The 17,641-nt window shown below is 26.2% G+C and carries 14 protein-coding genes; 10 read left to right on the top strand and 4 right to left on the bottom strand.

Going from position 1 to position 17,641, the window contains the following annotated elements; genetic code table 11:
• The first annotated feature begins 160 nt into the window (after positions 1 to 160).
• From ppk2 to D9T19_RS03085, 8 genes are all read left to right on the top strand, one after another.
• Positions 161 to 1,048: a polyphosphate kinase 2 gene (ppk2, locus tag D9T19_RS03120; protein WP_121626757.1), complete on the top strand. Its 888-nt coding sequence runs from the start codon at positions 161 to 163 to the stop codon at positions 1,046 to 1,048.
• A gap of 164 nt (positions 1,049 to 1,212) precedes the next feature.
• On the top strand, positions 1,213 to 2,256 hold the full coding sequence (aroB, locus tag D9T19_RS03115) for a 3-dehydroquinate synthase (RefSeq protein ID WP_121626756.1): 1,044 nt from the start codon (positions 1,213 to 1,215) through the stop codon (positions 2,254 to 2,256).
• On the top strand, positions 2,249 to 3,979 hold the full coding sequence (locus D9T19_RS03110) for a mechanosensitive ion channel family protein (RefSeq protein WP_121626755.1): 1,731 nt from the start codon (positions 2,249 to 2,251) through the stop codon (positions 3,977 to 3,979). Before aroB ends, D9T19_RS03110 begins: the two co-directional genes overlap by 8 nt.
• Before the next feature lie 8 nt (positions 3,980 to 3,987).
• On the top strand, positions 3,988 to 5,256 hold the full coding sequence (mtaB, locus tag D9T19_RS03105; protein ID WP_121626754.1) for a tRNA (N(6)-L-threonylcarbamoyladenosine(37)-C(2))-methylthiotransferase MtaB: 1,269 nt from the start codon (positions 3,988 to 3,990) through the stop codon (positions 5,254 to 5,256).
• Positions 5,237 to 6,703, top strand: coding sequence for an AAA family ATPase (locus D9T19_RS03100; RefSeq protein ID WP_121626753.1), 1,467 nt, complete (start codon positions 5,237 to 5,239; stop codon positions 6,701 to 6,703). The genes mtaB and D9T19_RS03100 overlap by 20 nt, the downstream gene beginning before the upstream one ends.
• Positions 6,693 to 7,214: a pimelyl-ACP methyl ester esterase BioV gene (gene bioV / locus D9T19_RS03095; protein WP_205588673.1), complete on the top strand. Its 522-nt coding sequence runs from the start codon at positions 6,693 to 6,695 to the stop codon at positions 7,212 to 7,214. Before D9T19_RS03100 ends, bioV begins: the two co-directional genes overlap by 11 nt.
• Before the next feature lie 24 nt (positions 7,215 to 7,238).
• Positions 7,239 to 7,778: a molybdopterin adenylyltransferase gene (gene mog, locus D9T19_RS03090; RefSeq protein ID WP_121626752.1), complete on the top strand. Its 540-nt coding sequence runs from the start codon at positions 7,239 to 7,241 to the stop codon at positions 7,776 to 7,778.
• Positions 7,779 to 7,787: 9 nt separating this feature from the next.
• Positions 7,788 to 9,122: an SLC13 family permease gene (locus D9T19_RS03085; protein ID WP_121626751.1), complete on the top strand. Its 1,335-nt coding sequence runs from the start codon at positions 7,788 to 7,790 to the stop codon at positions 9,120 to 9,122.
• Between the two features lie 36 nt (positions 9,123 to 9,158).
• Here D9T19_RS03085 and D9T19_RS03080 read toward each other — a convergent pair whose 3' ends face one another.
• Positions 9,159 to 9,812, bottom strand: coding sequence for a LysE family translocator (locus tag D9T19_RS03080; RefSeq protein ID WP_121626750.1), 654 nt, complete (start codon positions 9,810 to 9,812; stop codon positions 9,159 to 9,161).
• A gap of 104 nt (positions 9,813 to 9,916) precedes the next feature.
• Between D9T19_RS03080 and D9T19_RS03075 the strand changes: the two genes are divergently transcribed.
• On the top strand, positions 9,917 to 12,121 hold the full coding sequence (locus tag D9T19_RS03075) for an endonuclease MutS2 (RefSeq protein WP_121626749.1): 2,205 nt from the start codon (positions 9,917 to 9,919) through the stop codon (positions 12,119 to 12,121).
• A gap of 15 nt (positions 12,122 to 12,136) precedes the next feature.
• Here D9T19_RS03075 and D9T19_RS03070 read toward each other — a convergent pair whose 3' ends face one another.
• The 3 genes from D9T19_RS03070 to D9T19_RS03060 form a co-directional block, all read right to left on the bottom strand.
• Positions 12,137 to 12,535, bottom strand: coding sequence for a DUF6858 family protein (locus D9T19_RS03070; protein ID WP_121626748.1), 399 nt, complete (start codon positions 12,533 to 12,535; stop codon positions 12,137 to 12,139).
• The gene (locus D9T19_RS03065; RefSeq protein ID WP_205588672.1) at positions 12,536 to 13,078 is read right to left on the bottom strand and encodes a hypothetical protein; all 543 of its coding nucleotides are present in this window, start codon (positions 13,076 to 13,078) and stop codon (positions 12,536 to 12,538) included.
• A gap of 151 nt (positions 13,079 to 13,229) precedes the next feature.
• Entirely contained in the window at positions 13,230 to 16,439 is a 3,210-nt protein-coding gene (locus D9T19_RS03060; protein ID WP_121626747.1) for a DUF748 domain-containing protein, read from the bottom strand.
• A 101-nt stretch (positions 16,440 to 16,540) separates the two neighbouring features.
• Here D9T19_RS03060 and dapE point away from each other — a divergent pair, with 101 nt between their 5' ends.
• Complete coding sequence (gene dapE, locus D9T19_RS03055; RefSeq protein WP_121626746.1) at positions 16,541 to 17,641, top strand: succinyl-diaminopimelate desuccinylase; 1,101 nt, start codon at positions 16,541 to 16,543, stop codon at positions 17,639 to 17,641.

Here is a 17,641-nt window from a genome sequence, read left to right as displayed (position 1 = left end):
ATCATTGGATTAATTATTTATTTTTAATTAAGATTATCTGTAACTAAATAGTAATTATTTTTATATAAAATCTTTCTAATTTAATAATAGGTACAGTTATGTTAAAATTATATTTATTCTATGGAGTAAAGTATAGTATATTTTTTATATTGGAGATAAAATGGTTGATAAAATTGTAAAAATTGATGAAGATGAAGTATCTTTAGATGAATTAGTTAGTATCTATAAAAACTATAAGAACTTAGAAGAAAAAAGTTTAAAGATATCAAGTAAAAGAGAGGCTGAAAAAGCACTTAAGCCTTATCAAGCTGAATTAATTAAACTTCAAAAACATTTAGAAGATACTCAACAAAAGATGATTATTCTTTTTGAAGGTAGAGATGCTGCTGGAAAAGGTGGAACAATCAGAAGAATAACAAGATATATGAATGAAAAACATTATAGAGTTGTAGCACTTGGTAAACCAACACAAGAGCAAAAAACTCAATGGTATTATCAAAAGTATATTGAGCATTTTCCAAGAGGTGGAGAAGTAGTTCTTTTTGATAGATCTTGGTATAACAGAGCTATGGTTGAACACGTTTTTGATTTTTGTACAGAAAAAGAGTATTCAGATTTTATGAATAGTGTTACTTTTTTTGAAAATGATTTAACAACACAAGGTACAATAATTGTTAAGTTATATTTCTCAGTTACAAAAGATGAACAAGCTAATAGATTTGAGAGAAGAAAAACAGATCCTTTAAGACAATGGAAATTAAGTGAAATTGATATGCAAGCTCAAGAAAGATGGGATGATTTTACTTTAACAAAATATAATATGTTAAAACAAACTCATTCACACAATGCTCCATGGACAGTAATTCGTTCAAATGATAAACAAAAAGCTAGATTAGAAGCTTTAAAAGTTATATTAAATTCTGTTGATTATAAAGATAGGGATGCAGATATTGATTATAGTGTAGATCCTAAAATTGTAATCTCAGGTGCAAGAGAGATTGAAATAATGGATGCTCAAAGATTAAAAAATGGAAAATTCATCGGATAATTTTTGATTTGTTTTTTTCTATTATTAGTAAAATAATAGTAGAAAAAGACAAAATTTTCTACTAAGTTTAAATAGAGTATTAAATATAATATTCTTCAAAGCTTTTTTATTAAATTTTAGATAATATAACTACACTTATACTAAACAATATGGATATATTTAAAATGACTGTTAAAATTAATTTACCCCACGATAATTCTTATGATATTTTTATAGATAAACTGAACGAACTTTATTTCGATACAAAAGTCGTAATTGTTACTAACCCAACTGTTAGTGGTTTCCACTTAGAGTACTTAAAAACTAAGCTTAATGCAAAAGAACTTAGTGTTTGTACTATTCCTGATGGTGAACAATATAAGCATATGGAAACAATAGAATCTATTTTAGAACACTGTTTTACTAAAAGACTAGATAGAAAATCATTACTTGTTGCTTTTGGTGGTGGTGTTATTGGTGATATGACTGGATTCGCTGCTTCTATTTACCAAAGAGGTATTGATTTTATTCAAATTCCAACTACACTTTTATCACAAGTTGATGCAAGTGTTGGTGGAAAAACTGGTATTAACAATAAGTTTGGAAAAAACTTAATTGGTGCTTTTCACCAACCAATTGCAGTTTATATTGATCCTTCAATGTTAAAAACTCTTCCAAAAAGAGAATTTGGAGCAGGAGTAGCTGAAATCGTTAAAATGGCTGTTACTTTTAATAAAGACTTCTTTGAATGGTTAGAACAAAATGATATTACAGATGAAGCTAATTTAAAAATAGCGATTCAAAAATCTGTAGAAACAAAAGCTTATGTAGTTTCACAAGATGAAAAAGAACACGGTATTAGAGCTGCGTTAAATTATGGACATACTTTTGGGCATGTTGTTGAAAATGAAACAAATTATAATACTTATTTACACGGTGAAGCTGTGGCAATTGGTATGATGATGGCAAATGCTGCATCTGTTAAGTTAGGCTTAATGAGCGAAGATGATGCTTTAAGGGTTAAAAAATTACTTGAAAAGTATAATATTCCAACAAGTTATAATATTAAAAATGTTGAAGACTTTTATGAGCATTTCTTTTTAGATAAGAAATCTTTGGATAATAAAATCAAATTTATATTAGCACGTGGTATTGGTGATTGTTTAATCACAAATGAAGTGGATAAAAAAGATATGATTGAAGTTTTAGAGGGTTTTACTTGTGCTTAAAAATTTATTATTAATATTTATTTTTACAATTACAGTTTTTGCCGAAAGTGAAGTTGTTGATAAAAAAGATAAAGCAGAAGTTAAAAAAATCGAACAAAATATAATAAAAGAAAAATTCAATGAAGCACAAATTGAATTAAAAGAAAAAGAAAAAAAAGAGTTAGAAGAAAAGAAAAAAAAAGAGATTAATATTCAAAATCTTGCAAAAATTGAAAGTTTACTTGAAAAGATTAAAAAAATTGAATTAGGATTAAAAAATAATATTCTTTTAAAAAGATATTCTAATTATCTTTCATATAGAAAAATATCTACAGAACTAGCTATTTTAAAGAGAAGTTTAACAAATAAGAAAAATGCAGAAGAAGAGCAGGTATACCAACTTCATAATAAAATAAGAGTAAAAGAAAATGAACTTGAATTAATAGAAGAGTATAAGGGATCACCAATTGGTGGCTTTATTAATCCTCCAGAAATTGAAGCTTATGATCATATATCAAATCCTTTTGGTATTATAAATGCACTTTCTCAAATTAAAAAGTTAGAAGATAGTAAAAACCAATTTAAAAATAGAGAAGAAGATATTAGTGATTTAACAATTAAGTTAGACGAAGAACTCTTTTTATATTTAGAACTATTTAATTTAGAACAAAGAAGTGATTATAAAGAAAAGATTACTTTTCTAGATAAGCAGAAAAAAGATTTTAATATGGTTTTAGAAATTGTATCAACTACAGAAGAAGTTTATACAAGAAAAATCGAACAAGTAATTTTAGAGATTAAAAATCAAATATCACAACAAGTTGAAAAAGTTCTTTTTATATTTATAATACTTTTAGTTTTAGCATTCGTTTCATTTTTAGTAAAACTTGCACTTAAAAAATACTTCTCACAAAATGAGAGTTACTATATGACAAATAAAATTATTAACTTTACAGTTGTATTTTTAATTGTGATGATTTTAATGTTTTCGTATATTGATAATGTTTCATATCTTGTAACAATTTTAGGGTTTGCATCAGCTGGTATTGCTATTGCTTTAAAAGATTGGTTTATGTCTATATTTGGATGGATGGTAATGGTTACATCTGGTTCTATACAAGTTGGTGATAGAATTAAAGTAAGTAGAAGTGGTGTTCAAGCTGTTGGTGATGTTTTAGATATTTCACTATTTAAAATCACAATTAGAGAAGATATTACTTATACTTCATATACAGTAAATAGAAGAACAGGTCGTATTTTCTTTATTCCAAATAATTATATATTCTCTGAAATGATTGCAAACTATACACATTCAGGACTTAGAACTGTTTGGGATGGTATTGATATTACTATTACTTTTGATTCAAATTATAAAAAAGCACAAAAAATTTCAAGAGATATTTTAAAGCATTATTCAAAAGGTTATACAGATATTACAAGAAAACAGTTAAGCAAAATGAGAAGTAAATATCAACTTAGAGCAACAGGAGTTGAACCACGTGTATTCACTTTTGTTGAATCGTATGGAATTGTAATTTCAGGATGGTATCTTACAAATTCTTATGCAGCTTTACAATTAAGAAGTACTATGAGTCCAGAGATATTAGAAGCATTTATGAAAGAAGATGATATTCATATTGCATATCCTACTCAACAAATTAATATGAATAATACGGAAAATCATTATGGTCCATCACGTTCAAATAGACCAAAACCAGAAGACTTAGAAGATATAGAGGGTTAAGAAAATACATGAATTTTACTAAAGATAAACAAAAAGTATATTTTAAAACATTTGGATGTAGAACAAATGTTTTTGATACACAAGTTATGATGAGTAACTTAAAAGATTTTGATGTTACACAAAATGAAAAAGATGCAGATGTTGTAGTTATTAACTCATGTACTGTTACAAATGGTGCTGATAGTACAGCTCGTGGTTATATAAATTCTTTAAAGAAACTTCCAAAAGATCCAAGAGTTGTATTTACAGGGTGTGGAGTATGGACAAAAGGTGAGAGTTTATTTAAAGAAGAAAAAGTTGATGCTTTATTTGGACATTCAGAAAAAGAAAAAATAAATGAACTTTTACAACAAGAAGATAGATTTTTCCAAGCTGGTGATTTAGAACATCTTGATAATACAATCGTAGAAGAATTTATAGGTAAAAGTAGAGCTTTTATCAAAATTCAAGAAGGTTGTGATTTTAGATGTTCATATTGTATTATTCCTCACGTACGTGGAGATGCAAGATCTTATAGTGAAGAAAAAATATTAGAACAAGTTGAAACTTTAGCATCAAATGGATTTGGTGAATTTATTTTAACAGGAACAAATGTAGGTTCTTATGGAAAAAAACAGCATACTTCATTAGCAAAACTTTTAAAGAAAATGTCACAAATCAAAGGTGTTAGAAGAATTAGAATGGGAAGTATTGAGCCTATTCAAATTGATGATGAATTTAAAGAATTGGTAAATGAACCATTTATGGCAAAGCATCTACATATTGCACTTCAACATACTTCAAAAGATATGCTAAAAATTATGAATAGAAGAAATAAAGTTTTATCAGATTTAGAGCTTTTTGAATTTTTAAGTGAAAATGGCTATGCTTTAGGAACTGACTTTATTGTAGGACACCCAGGTGAAACTGAAGAATTATGGAAAGAAGCTATGGAAAATCTTCATAAATTCCCTCTTACACATGTACATGCATTTACATATTCAAAAAGAGATGGAACACCAAGTGCAACTATGAAACCTGAAGTTCGTGGTAATATTGCAAAATTACGTTATAACGAATTAACTAAAATTATTGAAGAAAAAAATTATAATTTTAGAAAAAACAATAATAAAACTTTAGAAATATTAATAGAACAAGAAAAAAATGGGAAATACATAGGTTTAGATCAACATTTTAATCATATTGAAATTGATTCTACTGTTGATTTAGTAGGCGATTGGATATTTATTGATGATTATGATGTAAAGGCTAAAAATAATGTCGCAAAATTCAGATAATAAAATATTAGATAAGAATTTTAAACTAATGGCAATTTCTGCCATGGTTTTATTAATTCTTTTTTTATATACACTTTATAAAGGCGGCTCTCATATAGAGGGAAGTTCATATTATTTAGGAATAGGATTTTTATTTATTTTACTTTTTGTAGCTTTAGTAATAAAGTTAAAACAAGATAAATTAAAAGAGTATTTTAATAAAAATAAAAAAATTAAATCATTTAGTTCTCAATTAGAAGAATCAAAAGCAAATGCTTCAAATGAAGATTTAAACACAAATATTCAAGCAGTAACTTCGAATGTAACTTTTAAAGATGTTGCTGGAATAAAAGAAATCAAAGAAGAACTTGAAGAAGTAGTAGATTTTTTAAATGAACCCAAAAAGTACTTAAAATATGGTGTAAAATTACCAAAAGGTGTTCTTTTAATTGGACCTCCAGGAGTTGGAAAAACATTAATTGCACGTGCAGTTGCAGGTGAAGCTGATGTTCCTTTTTTCTATCAAAGTGGTGCATCATTTGTACAAATATACGTAGGAATGGGTGCAAAGAAAGTTAGAGAACTATTTGCAAAAGCAAAACAAAGTGCTCCTGCTATTGTTTTTATAGATGAAATTGATGCAGTTGGTAAAAAAAGAAGTGGAACTTCCAATGATGAGAGAGAATCTACTTTAAATGAATTACTAACTCAAATGGATGGTTTTGAAGGTGATAGTGGTGTTATTGTAATTGCTGCAACTAATAAAGTTGAAGTATTAGACGAAGCACTTTTAAGAGCAGGAAGATTTGATAGACGAGTTCATGTTGGACTTCCTAATATTGAAGATAGAAAAAAGATTTTAGAATTATATCTAAATGAAAAAAATCATGAAATAAATATCGAGCAACTATCAATTGATACTTCAGGTTTTAGTTCTGCTGCCTTAGCTACATTAATTAATGAAGCTTTATTAAATATGATAAAAAGAAACTCAAAAATATTAGATAGTGACGATATTGAAATAGCAAAGAATAAACTTCAGTTTGGGAAAAAACAAATTAAGATATTAGATGAAAAACAAAAAGAGATTTTATCTATTTATCAAGCATCAAAAGCATTTGTTTCAAAGAATAAAGTAGCTTTATTTGATGAAAGTGTTGAAAAAATTAATGCTACATATCCTTCTTATCATGAATTATGTGAAAATATTAGAAGAGATTTAGCTGGTTTTATTGGTGTAGAAGTGATGAAAAAAGAAAAATATGCAATAAATCATAAAGATTTAGAGAGTGCAGATAAAATTGCAAATGAAATAGTAAATAAATATAAAATGTCAAATTCTGTTGATGAATTATTAAATAATATTAAAAATGATTTGAGAGCTGAATTATCACACAATGCTGATGAGATAACTAGATTAAAAGAGATAATGCTTAAAAATGAGGTTATTACATCTGATGATATCTAAAAATTATTTTTCAGGTTTTTCTTTAGAAAATGAAGAAGAACTTTTTTCTGAATATATTATAAAAAATGATTTTACAATATCAGGTTTTTCACATGGAGCTATAAAAGCTTTTGAAGAAGTACTAAATTCAAATCAAAGAGTTGATAAACTTCAACTCTTCTCTCCTGCTTTTTTCCAAACTAAAGATAAAAAATTTAAAAGAATGCAATTAATGTTTTTCAAAAAAGATGAAATGGCTTATTGCAATAATTTCTTAAATAATATTACTTATCCTAGTAATATTGATTGTACTAAATATTTTAAATTAGGAAAATACGAAGAACTAGATGAATTACTAAATTATGAATGGAGTGAAGAAAAGCTTAATGCTTTGCTGCTTAAGGGGACTAAGATTGAAGTCTTTTTAGGTTCAAAAGATAAAATTATCGAATCGTTAAAAGCAAAAGAATTTTTTACTAAATATGCAACAGTTTATTATATAAAAGACGTTGGACATATTTTAAATAAATAAAATTTAATATATTAAGGAATTACAGTGAATGAAAAAAAAGCGAGAATTGGAATAATTACAGCTAGTGATAGGGCTAGTAAAGGTATTTATGAAGATTTATCTGGTCGTGCAATTATTGATACAATGAATGATTATTTAACATCTCCTTGGGAAGAAGTTTATAGATGTGTTGAAGATGACCAACAAACTCTTGAGGAAACAATGAAAGATTTAGTTGACAATGAAGGTTGTTGTTTAGTTGTAACAACAGGAGGGACAGGTCCTTCTGCACGTGATGTAACTCCAGAAGCTACTGAGGCAGTATGCGATAGAATGATGCCAGGTTTTGGTGAGTTAATGCGTGCTGAGTCTTTAAAATTTGTACCAACTGCAATTCTTTCAAGACAAACAGCAGGATTAAGAGGAAGTTCACTTATTGTAAATCTTCCTGGAAAACCAAAATCTATTAGAGAATGTTTGGATGCAGTTTTTCCTGCTATTCCTTATTGTATTGATTTAATGGAGGGTCCTTTCTTAGTTTGTAATGAAGAAGTAATCAAGCCTTTTAGACCAAAGAAAAAGTAAGGATTGACTATGAAAAATATATTTATTTCATTAGTTATATCTGCAGGATTTTTTTTCCTTGCAAGTATGTTTTTTAATACACAACATTCTATTTTGATTGCATTAATTGCTCTACTTGTTGTAATGTGGACAAACGAAGCTTTACCAATTGGTGTTGTTTCGTTACTTCCTATTGTACTTTTCCCTGCATTTGGGATTTTGGATATTAAAACTACAACTGCAAATTATTCAAATACGACAATTTTTCTTTTTATGGGTGGTTTTATGATTGCTATTGCAACACAAAAAATCAATTTACATAAATATATTTCAAATAAATTATTAATGATTTTCCCTTCAACTCCTCGAGGAATGATTTTTTCATTAGCAATTACAGCTGCATTGTTAAGTTCGATATTATCAAACTCTACATCGGCATTGCTTTTAATTCCAATTGCTATATTTTTAACTGATAATATAAAATTCAAAGCAAGATTAGCTTTAGCTATTGCTTATGGATGTAGTATTGGTGGGATTATTACACCAATTGGAACACCTCCTAACTTGATTCTTATGGGATTTATGGAACAACATTCCATTGAACCAATTGCATTTATTCAATGGATTTTATTAACAGGACCATTAGCTATTGTTATGCTGATTTTAATTCCATGGGTTTTATCTTTAGGATTAAGTGATATAAAACTTGATAATAAACTTGACTTAAAAGAAAAGTTATTACCTGATCAAAAAAGATTAGTATATATCTTATTAGGATTAATTACACTTTTATTAGTAAACTCAAAAATCGAGCCTTATTATTCAGGATTAGGTCTTAATGAGACTGCAATATTATTAGGTTTTGGACTTTTAATGTTTGTTCCAAAAATAGGATTTATTACATGGGAAGATGCAAAAAATATTCCTTATGAAATTATCTTCTTATTTGGTGCTGGTTTTACAATTGCAAAAGCATTTTCAAATACAGGTTTAGCAAATGAAGTAGCAAATTATATGCTTTCTTTAACTGATTTACCTGTTGTTGTATTGATTTTAATGGTTGCTGCAATTATTACATTTACAACAGAGATTACATCAAATACAGCTCTTATTTCAATTGCGCTTCCTATTATTTATTCATTAGGTGAAGCTACACATATGGATATGACTTTATTATTGATGATTGCAACGATTTGTGCTTCTTATGCATTTATGCTGCCAATTGCAACACCACCAAATGCAATTGCAATGAGTAGTGGTGCTATAAAAGTAAAACAAATGGCAAAATTTGGTGTAGTATTTAATATTATTGGTATTATTGCTATTACTGCTATTGCCTTAGTTTACTGGCAATATTTTATATAAAAACTAAAGGAAGACTCTTTATTATAAGGAATCTTCTTATTTTGTACTTGATTCAATAGATAAAATCTTATAGCTTAAATATACAAAAGCAACTCCTGTTAAACCTTGAATACTCTTTTTTATAAATACTGATTGAAAAGCTTTTGATCCTTTCCCTAATAAAAATATAAAAGCAGTAAACCATATAAGTATAGTAAAAGTATGTATAGATACCAAAGTAAAAATATCTATTGTATTGGCTGTTTTAAAATTAATAAGTTGAGGAAGTGCAGCTAAATAAAACATAGATACTTTTGGATTTAGAATCTGAGTTAAAAAGCCTTCAAGAAAAAATATTTTATAAGTTTTCTTTTTATCTTTTTTTATAGGTTTATTTAATTTATTCTCTAATTTATTTTCTTTTTTAAATAGTGAATATAAAGATTTAAGACCTAAATATAATAAATACAATGCTCCTGTAACTTTTACAAGCATAAATAAATTTGAAGAAGAAAGTACAATTGCAGATAAACCAAAAAATGATAAAGCACCGTGAACATAGGTTGCTATAAAAATTCCAAAAAGATTACTCATTGCACATTTTTTACCATATAGAGGAACAGTTTTTAGAAAAAGTACACCATTGGGTCCTGGTGATATAACTAAAAGTATTGAAATACTAGCAAAGGTAATTATTGTTTCCATTGTCATAGAGTTGGCCTTATTTATAAGTTAAATAAATAATATCAGTAAAAATAAATAAATAGCTTAAATAGATTGAAATATATTAAGAGCATTTAGATATAATTCGCACTATGCAAGAAATATTAAAAAAACTAGATTTACATGACTATATAGAGTCATTCTCAAAATACTTAGCAAGACAAAAGTCTATTATCTTAGAAGGTGATATTAATCTTCATCATAAGTTAATAAAAGAATTAGAAAAATTTGATGTAAAAGCACCAAATGATGTTGCCAACTTGGATACAGCTTTGATGCATATCCAAAAGCAGGGTGTCTTAAAAATTGATGATATTATTGAATTTACAAAGATAATTAAATATTTTACATATTTAAAAAGATTTAATTTTGATGGAAAACTTCAAGAATGGATAGATAAGATTATTATTCCTGATGAAATTATGGCTATTTGTGATTATTTTGATGATAGATCAAAATTAAAAAATGGAATTAATGAAGAATTTGATTCAATCAAAGCTTCAATAACTGCTAATAAAGAGCAAATAAAACAAAGTTTATACAAAATTATCAATAATCAAAAAGTTAGATCTTACCTTGTTGATTCACAAGTTCATTATATAAATGGGGAAGAGTCATTACTTGTAAGAGGTGGCTTTAATCATATATTAAAAGCTTCTGTAATTGATAGATCAAACTCTGGATTTTTTTATGTACTTCCACATAGTGTAAGTGCATTAAAACAAAAACAGAATGATTTATTAAATAAACAAGAAGAAATTCTTTTAAAAATATGTAAGCAAATATCTTCTTTATTTGAAAAGAACTTAATGTTTCTAAAATTTATAAACAAAGAGTTTGATAGATTTGATCATTATCAAGCTAGATTATTCTTTGCAAAAGTAAGTGATAAAAACTTTATAATTCCTAGTAAAAAAAATGTAAATAAATTGGTTGATTTTTGTCATCCTGCACTTCATGACCCAAAACCTATAAGTGTTAATTTTACAAAATCTGTTGTAATGATTACAGGGGTAAATGCGGGTGGTAAAACTATGATGTTAAAATCTATTTTATCAGCAGTATTTCTTTCAAAATATCTAATCCCTTATAAAGCTCATCATGATACAACTATAGGAAATTTTAAATCAATAAATGCAGTTTTAGATGATCCTCAAAGTGTAAAAAATGATATTTCTACATTTGCAGGAAGAATGCAAGAGTTCTCAAAACTTTTCACAAGTAAAAATGCAATAGTTGGAGTTGATGAAATTGAATTAGGAACAGATTCAGATGAAGCAGCTTCATTATTTAAAGTAATAATTGAAGAATTAATAAAAAAAGATATAAAGATTATTATCACAACTCACCATAAAAGATTAGCCGCACTTATGGCTTCAAATGATGAAGTAGAATTAATAGCTGCACTTTATGATGAAGCAAATAGAAAACCAACTTATGAATTTTTACAAGGAACTATTGGAAGATCTTATGCTTTTGAAACAGCTTCAAGATATGGAATTCCAAATAATGTAGTTAAAAAAGCAAAAGAAGTTTATGGTGATGATAAAGATAAATTAAATGAATTAATAGAGCGAAGTAGTGAACTTGAAAAAGAATATAAGCTAAAAATTGAAAAATTAAATGGTGAAATTTCTAAAATGGAAAAATTATCAAAAAATTTAGAAGAGCAAAAAGAAACACTTGATGAGCATATTTATTCAGAAAAATCGAAACTACACAAAGAATATAAAGATGCTAGAGATGAAGCTAAAAAAGCTATTAAAGCAAAATTAGTAGGAGAATCTCATCAGCATTTAAATATTGCACATAAAAAAGCCAGTGAAATTAAAACTACAAAAGTTCAAGATCCAGTTGAGCTTAAAATAGGTGATAGAGTAAAATATAGAAGTACAAAAGGTACATTAGTTTCTATAAAAGGTACAAAAGCATTTATTGAAAATGATATGGGAATGAAAGTTCAAGTAAAATTAAATGATTTACATAAATCAGGAAACCCACCAAAACTAAAAAAAAAACCTATAAAAGCAACAGTAACAATTCAAAAACCATCATCAGGTCATGTAAAACTTGATTTACATGGACAAAGAAGCGATGAAGCTATTGGAAATCTAGATAAATTTCTATCAGATGCCCTAATAGCAGGTTTTGATGAAGTTTTAGTTTATCATGGAATTGGTACAGGAAAATTATCATATGCTGTTAAACAGTTTCTAGATACACATCCAAGAGTTGTAGGATATACAGACGCACATCCATCACAAGGTGGTTTTGGTGCTAAAGTAATAAAGCTTTAAAAGCTTTATTACTTTTTATTTATTCAAAGATTTTATAAAATCTTCAATAGTATTGTTTACATTTTTATTAGGTGCTTGAAGATAGTTTATAATATAAGAATCTTCTAATTCGCATACTCCAATACTTCTAGGTCGAACTGCTAAAACTTCAGGACTTGGAATCTCTTTTCCAAAACAAAATATTATATTTTTAGCATTTTTAATTTTAGGATCTATTTTGCCCATTTTTAAAGATAAAGTATGTGTATAATGATCAAATATCGCAATAAATGCAATAATGGGATGAGCATCAATTTTTAATTTTAGTTCATTTATAATTTCATCTACACTTTTAAATATCAACTCTTCTTTTTTAAATTCAACTTCAGAAATATGGTACTTATCTTTAAAAATCTTTTTCTGTAATTTATTCATTTATTTAATTGATAAGAAAGATTTAATTATACAATCCATTCTTTCTTTTATATCTTTCCCGTCTATATCCATATAATCAGATTGAATTTTGTAAACTAATTTTCCATCAACTTTAAAAGCAAATACAAGATAACCAGCAAAAAGTTTCGACTTTTTACCTTTTTTACTTGGGTCTTCTTTATCATTCTCATATATATAGTAATCAATTAACAGGTTTTTATCACTTGGTTTATTTGAAACAATGTATTTTTTTAATACATCATTTAATATCTTATCTGCTTGTTTAATATCTAATACATTAACTAAATAACTATCCATATATTTTGAATATTCTATATTTGATTTAATTGTGAAATTATTTGTTTCAATTAGATTATTAGCCTTCCATATTGGATCTTCGAAATTTATCTTTTCAAATGTTTTTGTTTTTTCTTGACACTCTAATCTTTTTTCATTTGGGTCAAATTTATTAACTTCTTCAAATACTGCAAATATTATGAAAGTTATAACCGATAGTATAACAATTGGTAGAATTTTATTCATAAGCTAACCTTATTAAAGTATTATAGTAAATACTAATTTATAGAATGATAGCAAATAAAATTTTATATGTCAATAATAATTTATATAAGTTGAAATTATAATTTAAAGTTTTGTTTTTATTAATATAACAAAGAAAAAAATCTTTGTTATATTATTTAGATAATGTTAAATTTATGTTTGAAGTTTTAATATTAATTTTTTTAGAAACCTTTATTTGTTTAGCTGGTATTTTCTTTGTTTCTAACAAATAATTCTTAATATTGTTTATTCTGCTTAAAGCAAGATTTGGAAGGTCTTCTTCATTTACTTTTTGTTTTGAAATAATAAATGATTCTAGTGTATTTTTATATGCTTTTTCATCATTTAAATATTTTTCTTGTAAAGGTTTAAGTTTCTGATCAAAATCTTCATATACTTCTTCTAATAAAGCAAGATAATTTTCTTTATAATCTTTTTTTTGTCTATTACCTAGTTCATTATAAATAAATTTATTAAATTTCATCGTTTTTAAAGCAAGTAAATCTTTGTCTTTATTATATGAAGGGTTAAACGCTAAAACAAGATTTGGACGTTTTTGTAATATTATGGAGATTTTATCAAGCGTCTCTTTTTGAATTGGAGTTATATCTTTTTCTCCATAATTAAAATTAACACTATTTATTTCATCTGCATCAAAACCGAATATTGATCCAAGTAAAGAAAATGGAGCTGTTATAGCTTTTGTAATTAAATTAACAAAGGCTTTCCAAACAATAGGGCCAATAGCAAACTTTGGATCATCCATATTACCAGAAACAGGTATATTTAAATCAATAATACCATTTGAATCTTCTAATAAAGTTATAGCTAATTCTAAAGGAAGAGAAACAGCATCTTTACTTTCTACTTTCTTACCAAGTTCTAATTTTGTTATTACAATATTATTCTTTGCATCAAGATTTGATTTTTTGATATTATATTTTAAGTCTAAGTCTAGTTTACCACTTTTTAATTCTTTACCGATAAATTTACCAGTATATGGTGTAAAGTTTTGCATAGATATATTTTTGAATATCATATTTATATCAGTTAAAATTTTTATATTTTTTGGATCTAAAATACCTGTAATTTGTGTTGTACCATATTTATCAACAATACCATTTACTTTTAATCTTGATGTAGAATCTATAGTTGTATCAAGTTTGGAAACTTTTCCATTTAATTTACTTATTATTGTTTTAAAAGGAAGAGGTAAGTTCTTATCTTCAAATGATAATGTCGCATCATTAATATTTATAGGACCAATATTTAACTTTGCACTTTTTTCATCTTTTTTCTTCTCTACAACTTCTTTTATTTCCGCTTTTGAAGTATTTTTTTCTAAAATTACAGATATATTTGGTTTTGATATATTTGCTTTTGAAACTTTTAAACCATTTTTACTATTTGAAATATTTGTAACACTAATATCTATATTTTTAGCAATAATATTTGTTTTGTCTTTTTTATTGATAAGCGAAATATTTGGATTATAAATTCTAAGTGATTCAAGACTTAATAAATCTTTGTTCTGTTTTATTTTATTTATATTTACTTCTGTTTGTTCTGAGTCAATGTTTAATTTATTTTTATTATCTCTAAGTTTTAAGACACCTTGTTTAATATTTACAGTTTTTATTGAAATATCATCTTTATTAAGTAAAAAAGAGTTGATATTACCATTTATTTTATTCATGTCAAGTTCTAAGCTATTAGCTTTATCATTAAATTTAAGACTTGGTGTATCAAGTTTGATACTAGTGATTGAAACAAATGATTTTATAATATTTAAATCATTTGTAATCAAGTTAGTATTTGTCGTTTGAATATTCATTTTATTTTTTGAATCTTCAAATGAAATTTTTGGAGTATTTACATTTATTTTATTGATATAAATATCTGAACCTTTGATTTTAAGACTATTAATATTGATGTTTGGTTTATTAAGATTAATATCAAGGGCAGATTTTTTATCTTTAAAAGAGAAATTATTTTTCTCAATATTGATATTTGAGATATTAATATCATCATTTGCAATTGCTAACTTATCAAATGAAATTTTACTATTATCTGAGTTTATAAGCATTGAGTTATTGTTATCAAGATATTCAATATTTGGATTTGATATTTTAAAATTACTAACCGTAATATCTGAACCAGCAACATTTATACTTGAAACATTTGTACTAAATTTTTTAGTATCAACTGCTATATTACTTGTTTTATCTGTAAAAACAAAATCTGAATTTGTTTGTTTTAAATTTGTTAATAATATATTCCAAGGTTTTGAAGGTGTTGAAATAGTTTCATCTTTTGTTGTAGGTTTTTTTTCACTAGTAGAAGATTTAAATAAATTTGCTAAATTTACACCACTTTTATCTATGATTAGTTTTGTATATAAATCTTTGATTTGAATATCATTAAGTTTTACATCTTGAGTTAATAAATCAAAATCTAATCTTGATACTAATAACTTATTAAGTTTAATAATATCTTCTTTATTTTTACTCATATTAATATTGTTAAGTTCTAATTTACTTGTATTAAATTTTAGATTAAAATCTTTTTGTATATCAATATTATAGTTTATTGCTAAATCTAAACTAGCTTCTTCATTTATATCAAAATCAATTATCTCTTTTTGTTGATCTAAAATCTCTTTTAATCGTAAATCAATAATTTGAGCTTTACCGTACATTTTAAAAGGTGATACATTAAAAGCACCCGTAACAATCAGCTTTGTATGTTTATTTATATTCAATTCCAAATCATTTGAAGCTAGAATATTTTTATATGTTCCTACATCGTATAAAGTATAGTTAGAATTTTCTATAGAAAGATGATAAGGCTTGTCTTTTGTAATCTTTGTGTAGTTTACATTTAGATTTTCAAGTTTTATTTTAGATATTAAAAATTTTATATCTAATGAACTTTCATCTTCTTTTAGTTCTTCTTTAACTTCCGTTTCTTTTACTATCTTTGATAAATTTATATTTCCATCAAGATCTTCAACAACATCAACAACGGGATCTTTTAGTAAAATTTCATCTAAGCTTATATGTGCTTCAAACATTGAACGTAATAATGCAATATTTAATGTAAGTTCTGAAAAGCTTATTATTTCTTTATTTTCTTTATCAACTAAAGCTAAGTTATGAACTTTCGCCTGTGCTATAAATGGATTGAATTCAACTCTTTGCACGGTAGTTTTTAATACTAAATTTTCATCTAGGTTTTTTATTAACTGATCTTTTATAACTATAGGAATTAATTTAAAGCCTATAACTATATAAACAGCTAGAAAAAAGCAAAGCCAATAAAAATATTTTTCAATTTTTCCCATTATTTATCCTCTATTATTTATTTTATATTTCGTATAGTATATTAGATTATAACAAATATAATATCAATTTTGATACAATTCACGCATTAAAAAGGAAACAAATGACAGTAATAGAACTTTTTCAAAAATTATTAAGATTTAACTCAGTAACTCCCAATGATGATGGGGCTTTTGATTTTATACAAGAGTATTTAGGTTCTCGATGGACTTGTATAAATGTTGATGTAAAAGATACAAAAAATAGAGTATATTATAAAAAATTCAACGACAAGCCACAGCACTTATGTTTTGCAGGTCATATAGATGTAGTACCTCCAGGTGAGGGTTGGGATGTTGATCCATTTGCTGCTGATATTATTGATGGAGTAATAACTGCACGAGGTGCGCAAGATATGAAAAGTGGAGTAGCTGCTTATTTGTATGCTTGTAAACATGCAAAAGATTTTGATGGAACTTTATCAATTTTGATGACATCAGATGAAGAAGGTGAGGGAACTTATGGAACTATTAAAGCCTTAGAACATTTAAAAGAAATAGATTTTATTCCAAATTTTGCAGTTGTAGCAGAACCAACTTGTGAAGAAGTATTTGGAGATGCAATAAAAGTTGGACGTCGTGGAAGTATCAATGGATATTTACATATTCAAGGAAGACAAGGACACGCTGCATATCCAGAAAAAGGAATAAACCCAATACACCAAATAGCACCAATTTTAAACAAAATAGCAGCTCACGACCTAGATAACGGTGATGAATATTTCGCACCATCAAAAATGGTATTAACAGATATGAGATCTGGAATGCAAGTTACAAATGTAACACCAAATAAATTGGATTTAATGTTTAATGTAAGAAACTCAACAAATACAAAAAAAGAAGATGTCGAAGCATATATAAAAAAAGTATTTGGTCATTTAGATTATTCATTACGAACTACACAAGGCTCTTTCCCTTTTGTAACAAATAAAGAATCAAAAGTAGTAAAAGCAATGGAAACATCAATAAAAGATGTTCTAGGAGTTACAACAAAACACAGTACAGCTGGTGGAACATCTGACGCCAGATATTTCGGAGCATTTGGAATCGAAGCTATTGAATTTGGAGTAATAAACGACACAATTCATAGTATAGGGGAGAGAACTACAGTAAAAGAAGTAGAAGGATTATGTGAAGTTTATATGGATTTGATTGAGAAGTTTTAG

This window comes from Poseidonibacter antarcticus (assembly GCF_003667345.1).
Classification (GTDB): Bacteria; Campylobacterota; Campylobacteria; order Campylobacterales; family Arcobacteraceae; genus Poseidonibacter; species Poseidonibacter antarcticus.
The sequence above is the reverse complement of the archived record's forward strand: the minus strand, read 5'-3'. Positions and strand labels throughout refer to the sequence as shown.

What these genes read in the sequence shown, in the direction of transcription:
- mtaB (WP_121626754.1), top strand. Translation starts at nt 3,988, where the DNA reads ATGAATTTTACTAAAGATAAACAAAAAGTATATTTTAAAACATTTGGA.
- D9T19_RS03100 (WP_121626753.1), top strand. Translation starts at nt 5,237, where the DNA reads ATGTCGCAAAATTCAGATAATAAAATATTAGATAAGAATTTTAAACTA.
- ppk2 (WP_121626757.1), top strand. Translation starts at nt 161, where the DNA reads ATGGTTGATAAAATTGTAAAAATTGATGAAGATGAAGTATCTTTAGAT.
- D9T19_RS03075 (WP_121626749.1), top strand. Translation starts at nt 9,917, where the DNA reads ATGCAAGAAATATTAAAAAAACTAGATTTACATGACTATATAGAGTCA.
- dapE (WP_121626746.1), top strand. Translation starts at nt 16,541, where the DNA reads ATGACAGTAATAGAACTTTTTCAAAAATTATTAAGATTTAACTCAGTA.
- D9T19_RS03060 (WP_121626747.1), bottom strand. Translation starts at nt 16,439, where the DNA reads ATGGGAAAAATTGAAAAATATTTTTATTGGCTTTGCTTTTTTCTAGCT.
- D9T19_RS03085 (WP_121626751.1), top strand. Translation starts at nt 7,788, where the DNA reads ATGAAAAATATATTTATTTCATTAGTTATATCTGCAGGATTTTTTTTC.
- bioV (WP_205588673.1), top strand. Translation starts at nt 6,693, where the DNA reads ATGATATCTAAAAATTATTTTTCAGGTTTTTCTTTAGAAAATGAAGAA.
- D9T19_RS03070 (WP_121626748.1), bottom strand. Translation starts at nt 12,535, where the DNA reads ATGAATAAATTACAGAAAAAGATTTTTAAAGATAAGTACCATATTTCT.
- aroB (WP_121626756.1), top strand. Translation starts at nt 1,213, where the DNA reads ATGACTGTTAAAATTAATTTACCCCACGATAATTCTTATGATATTTTT.
- D9T19_RS03065 (WP_205588672.1), bottom strand. Translation starts at nt 13,078, where the DNA reads ATGAATAAAATTCTACCAATTGTTATACTATCGGTTATAACTTTCATA.
- D9T19_RS03080 (WP_121626750.1), bottom strand. Translation starts at nt 9,812, where the DNA reads ATGACAATGGAAACAATAATTACCTTTGCTAGTATTTCAATACTTTTA.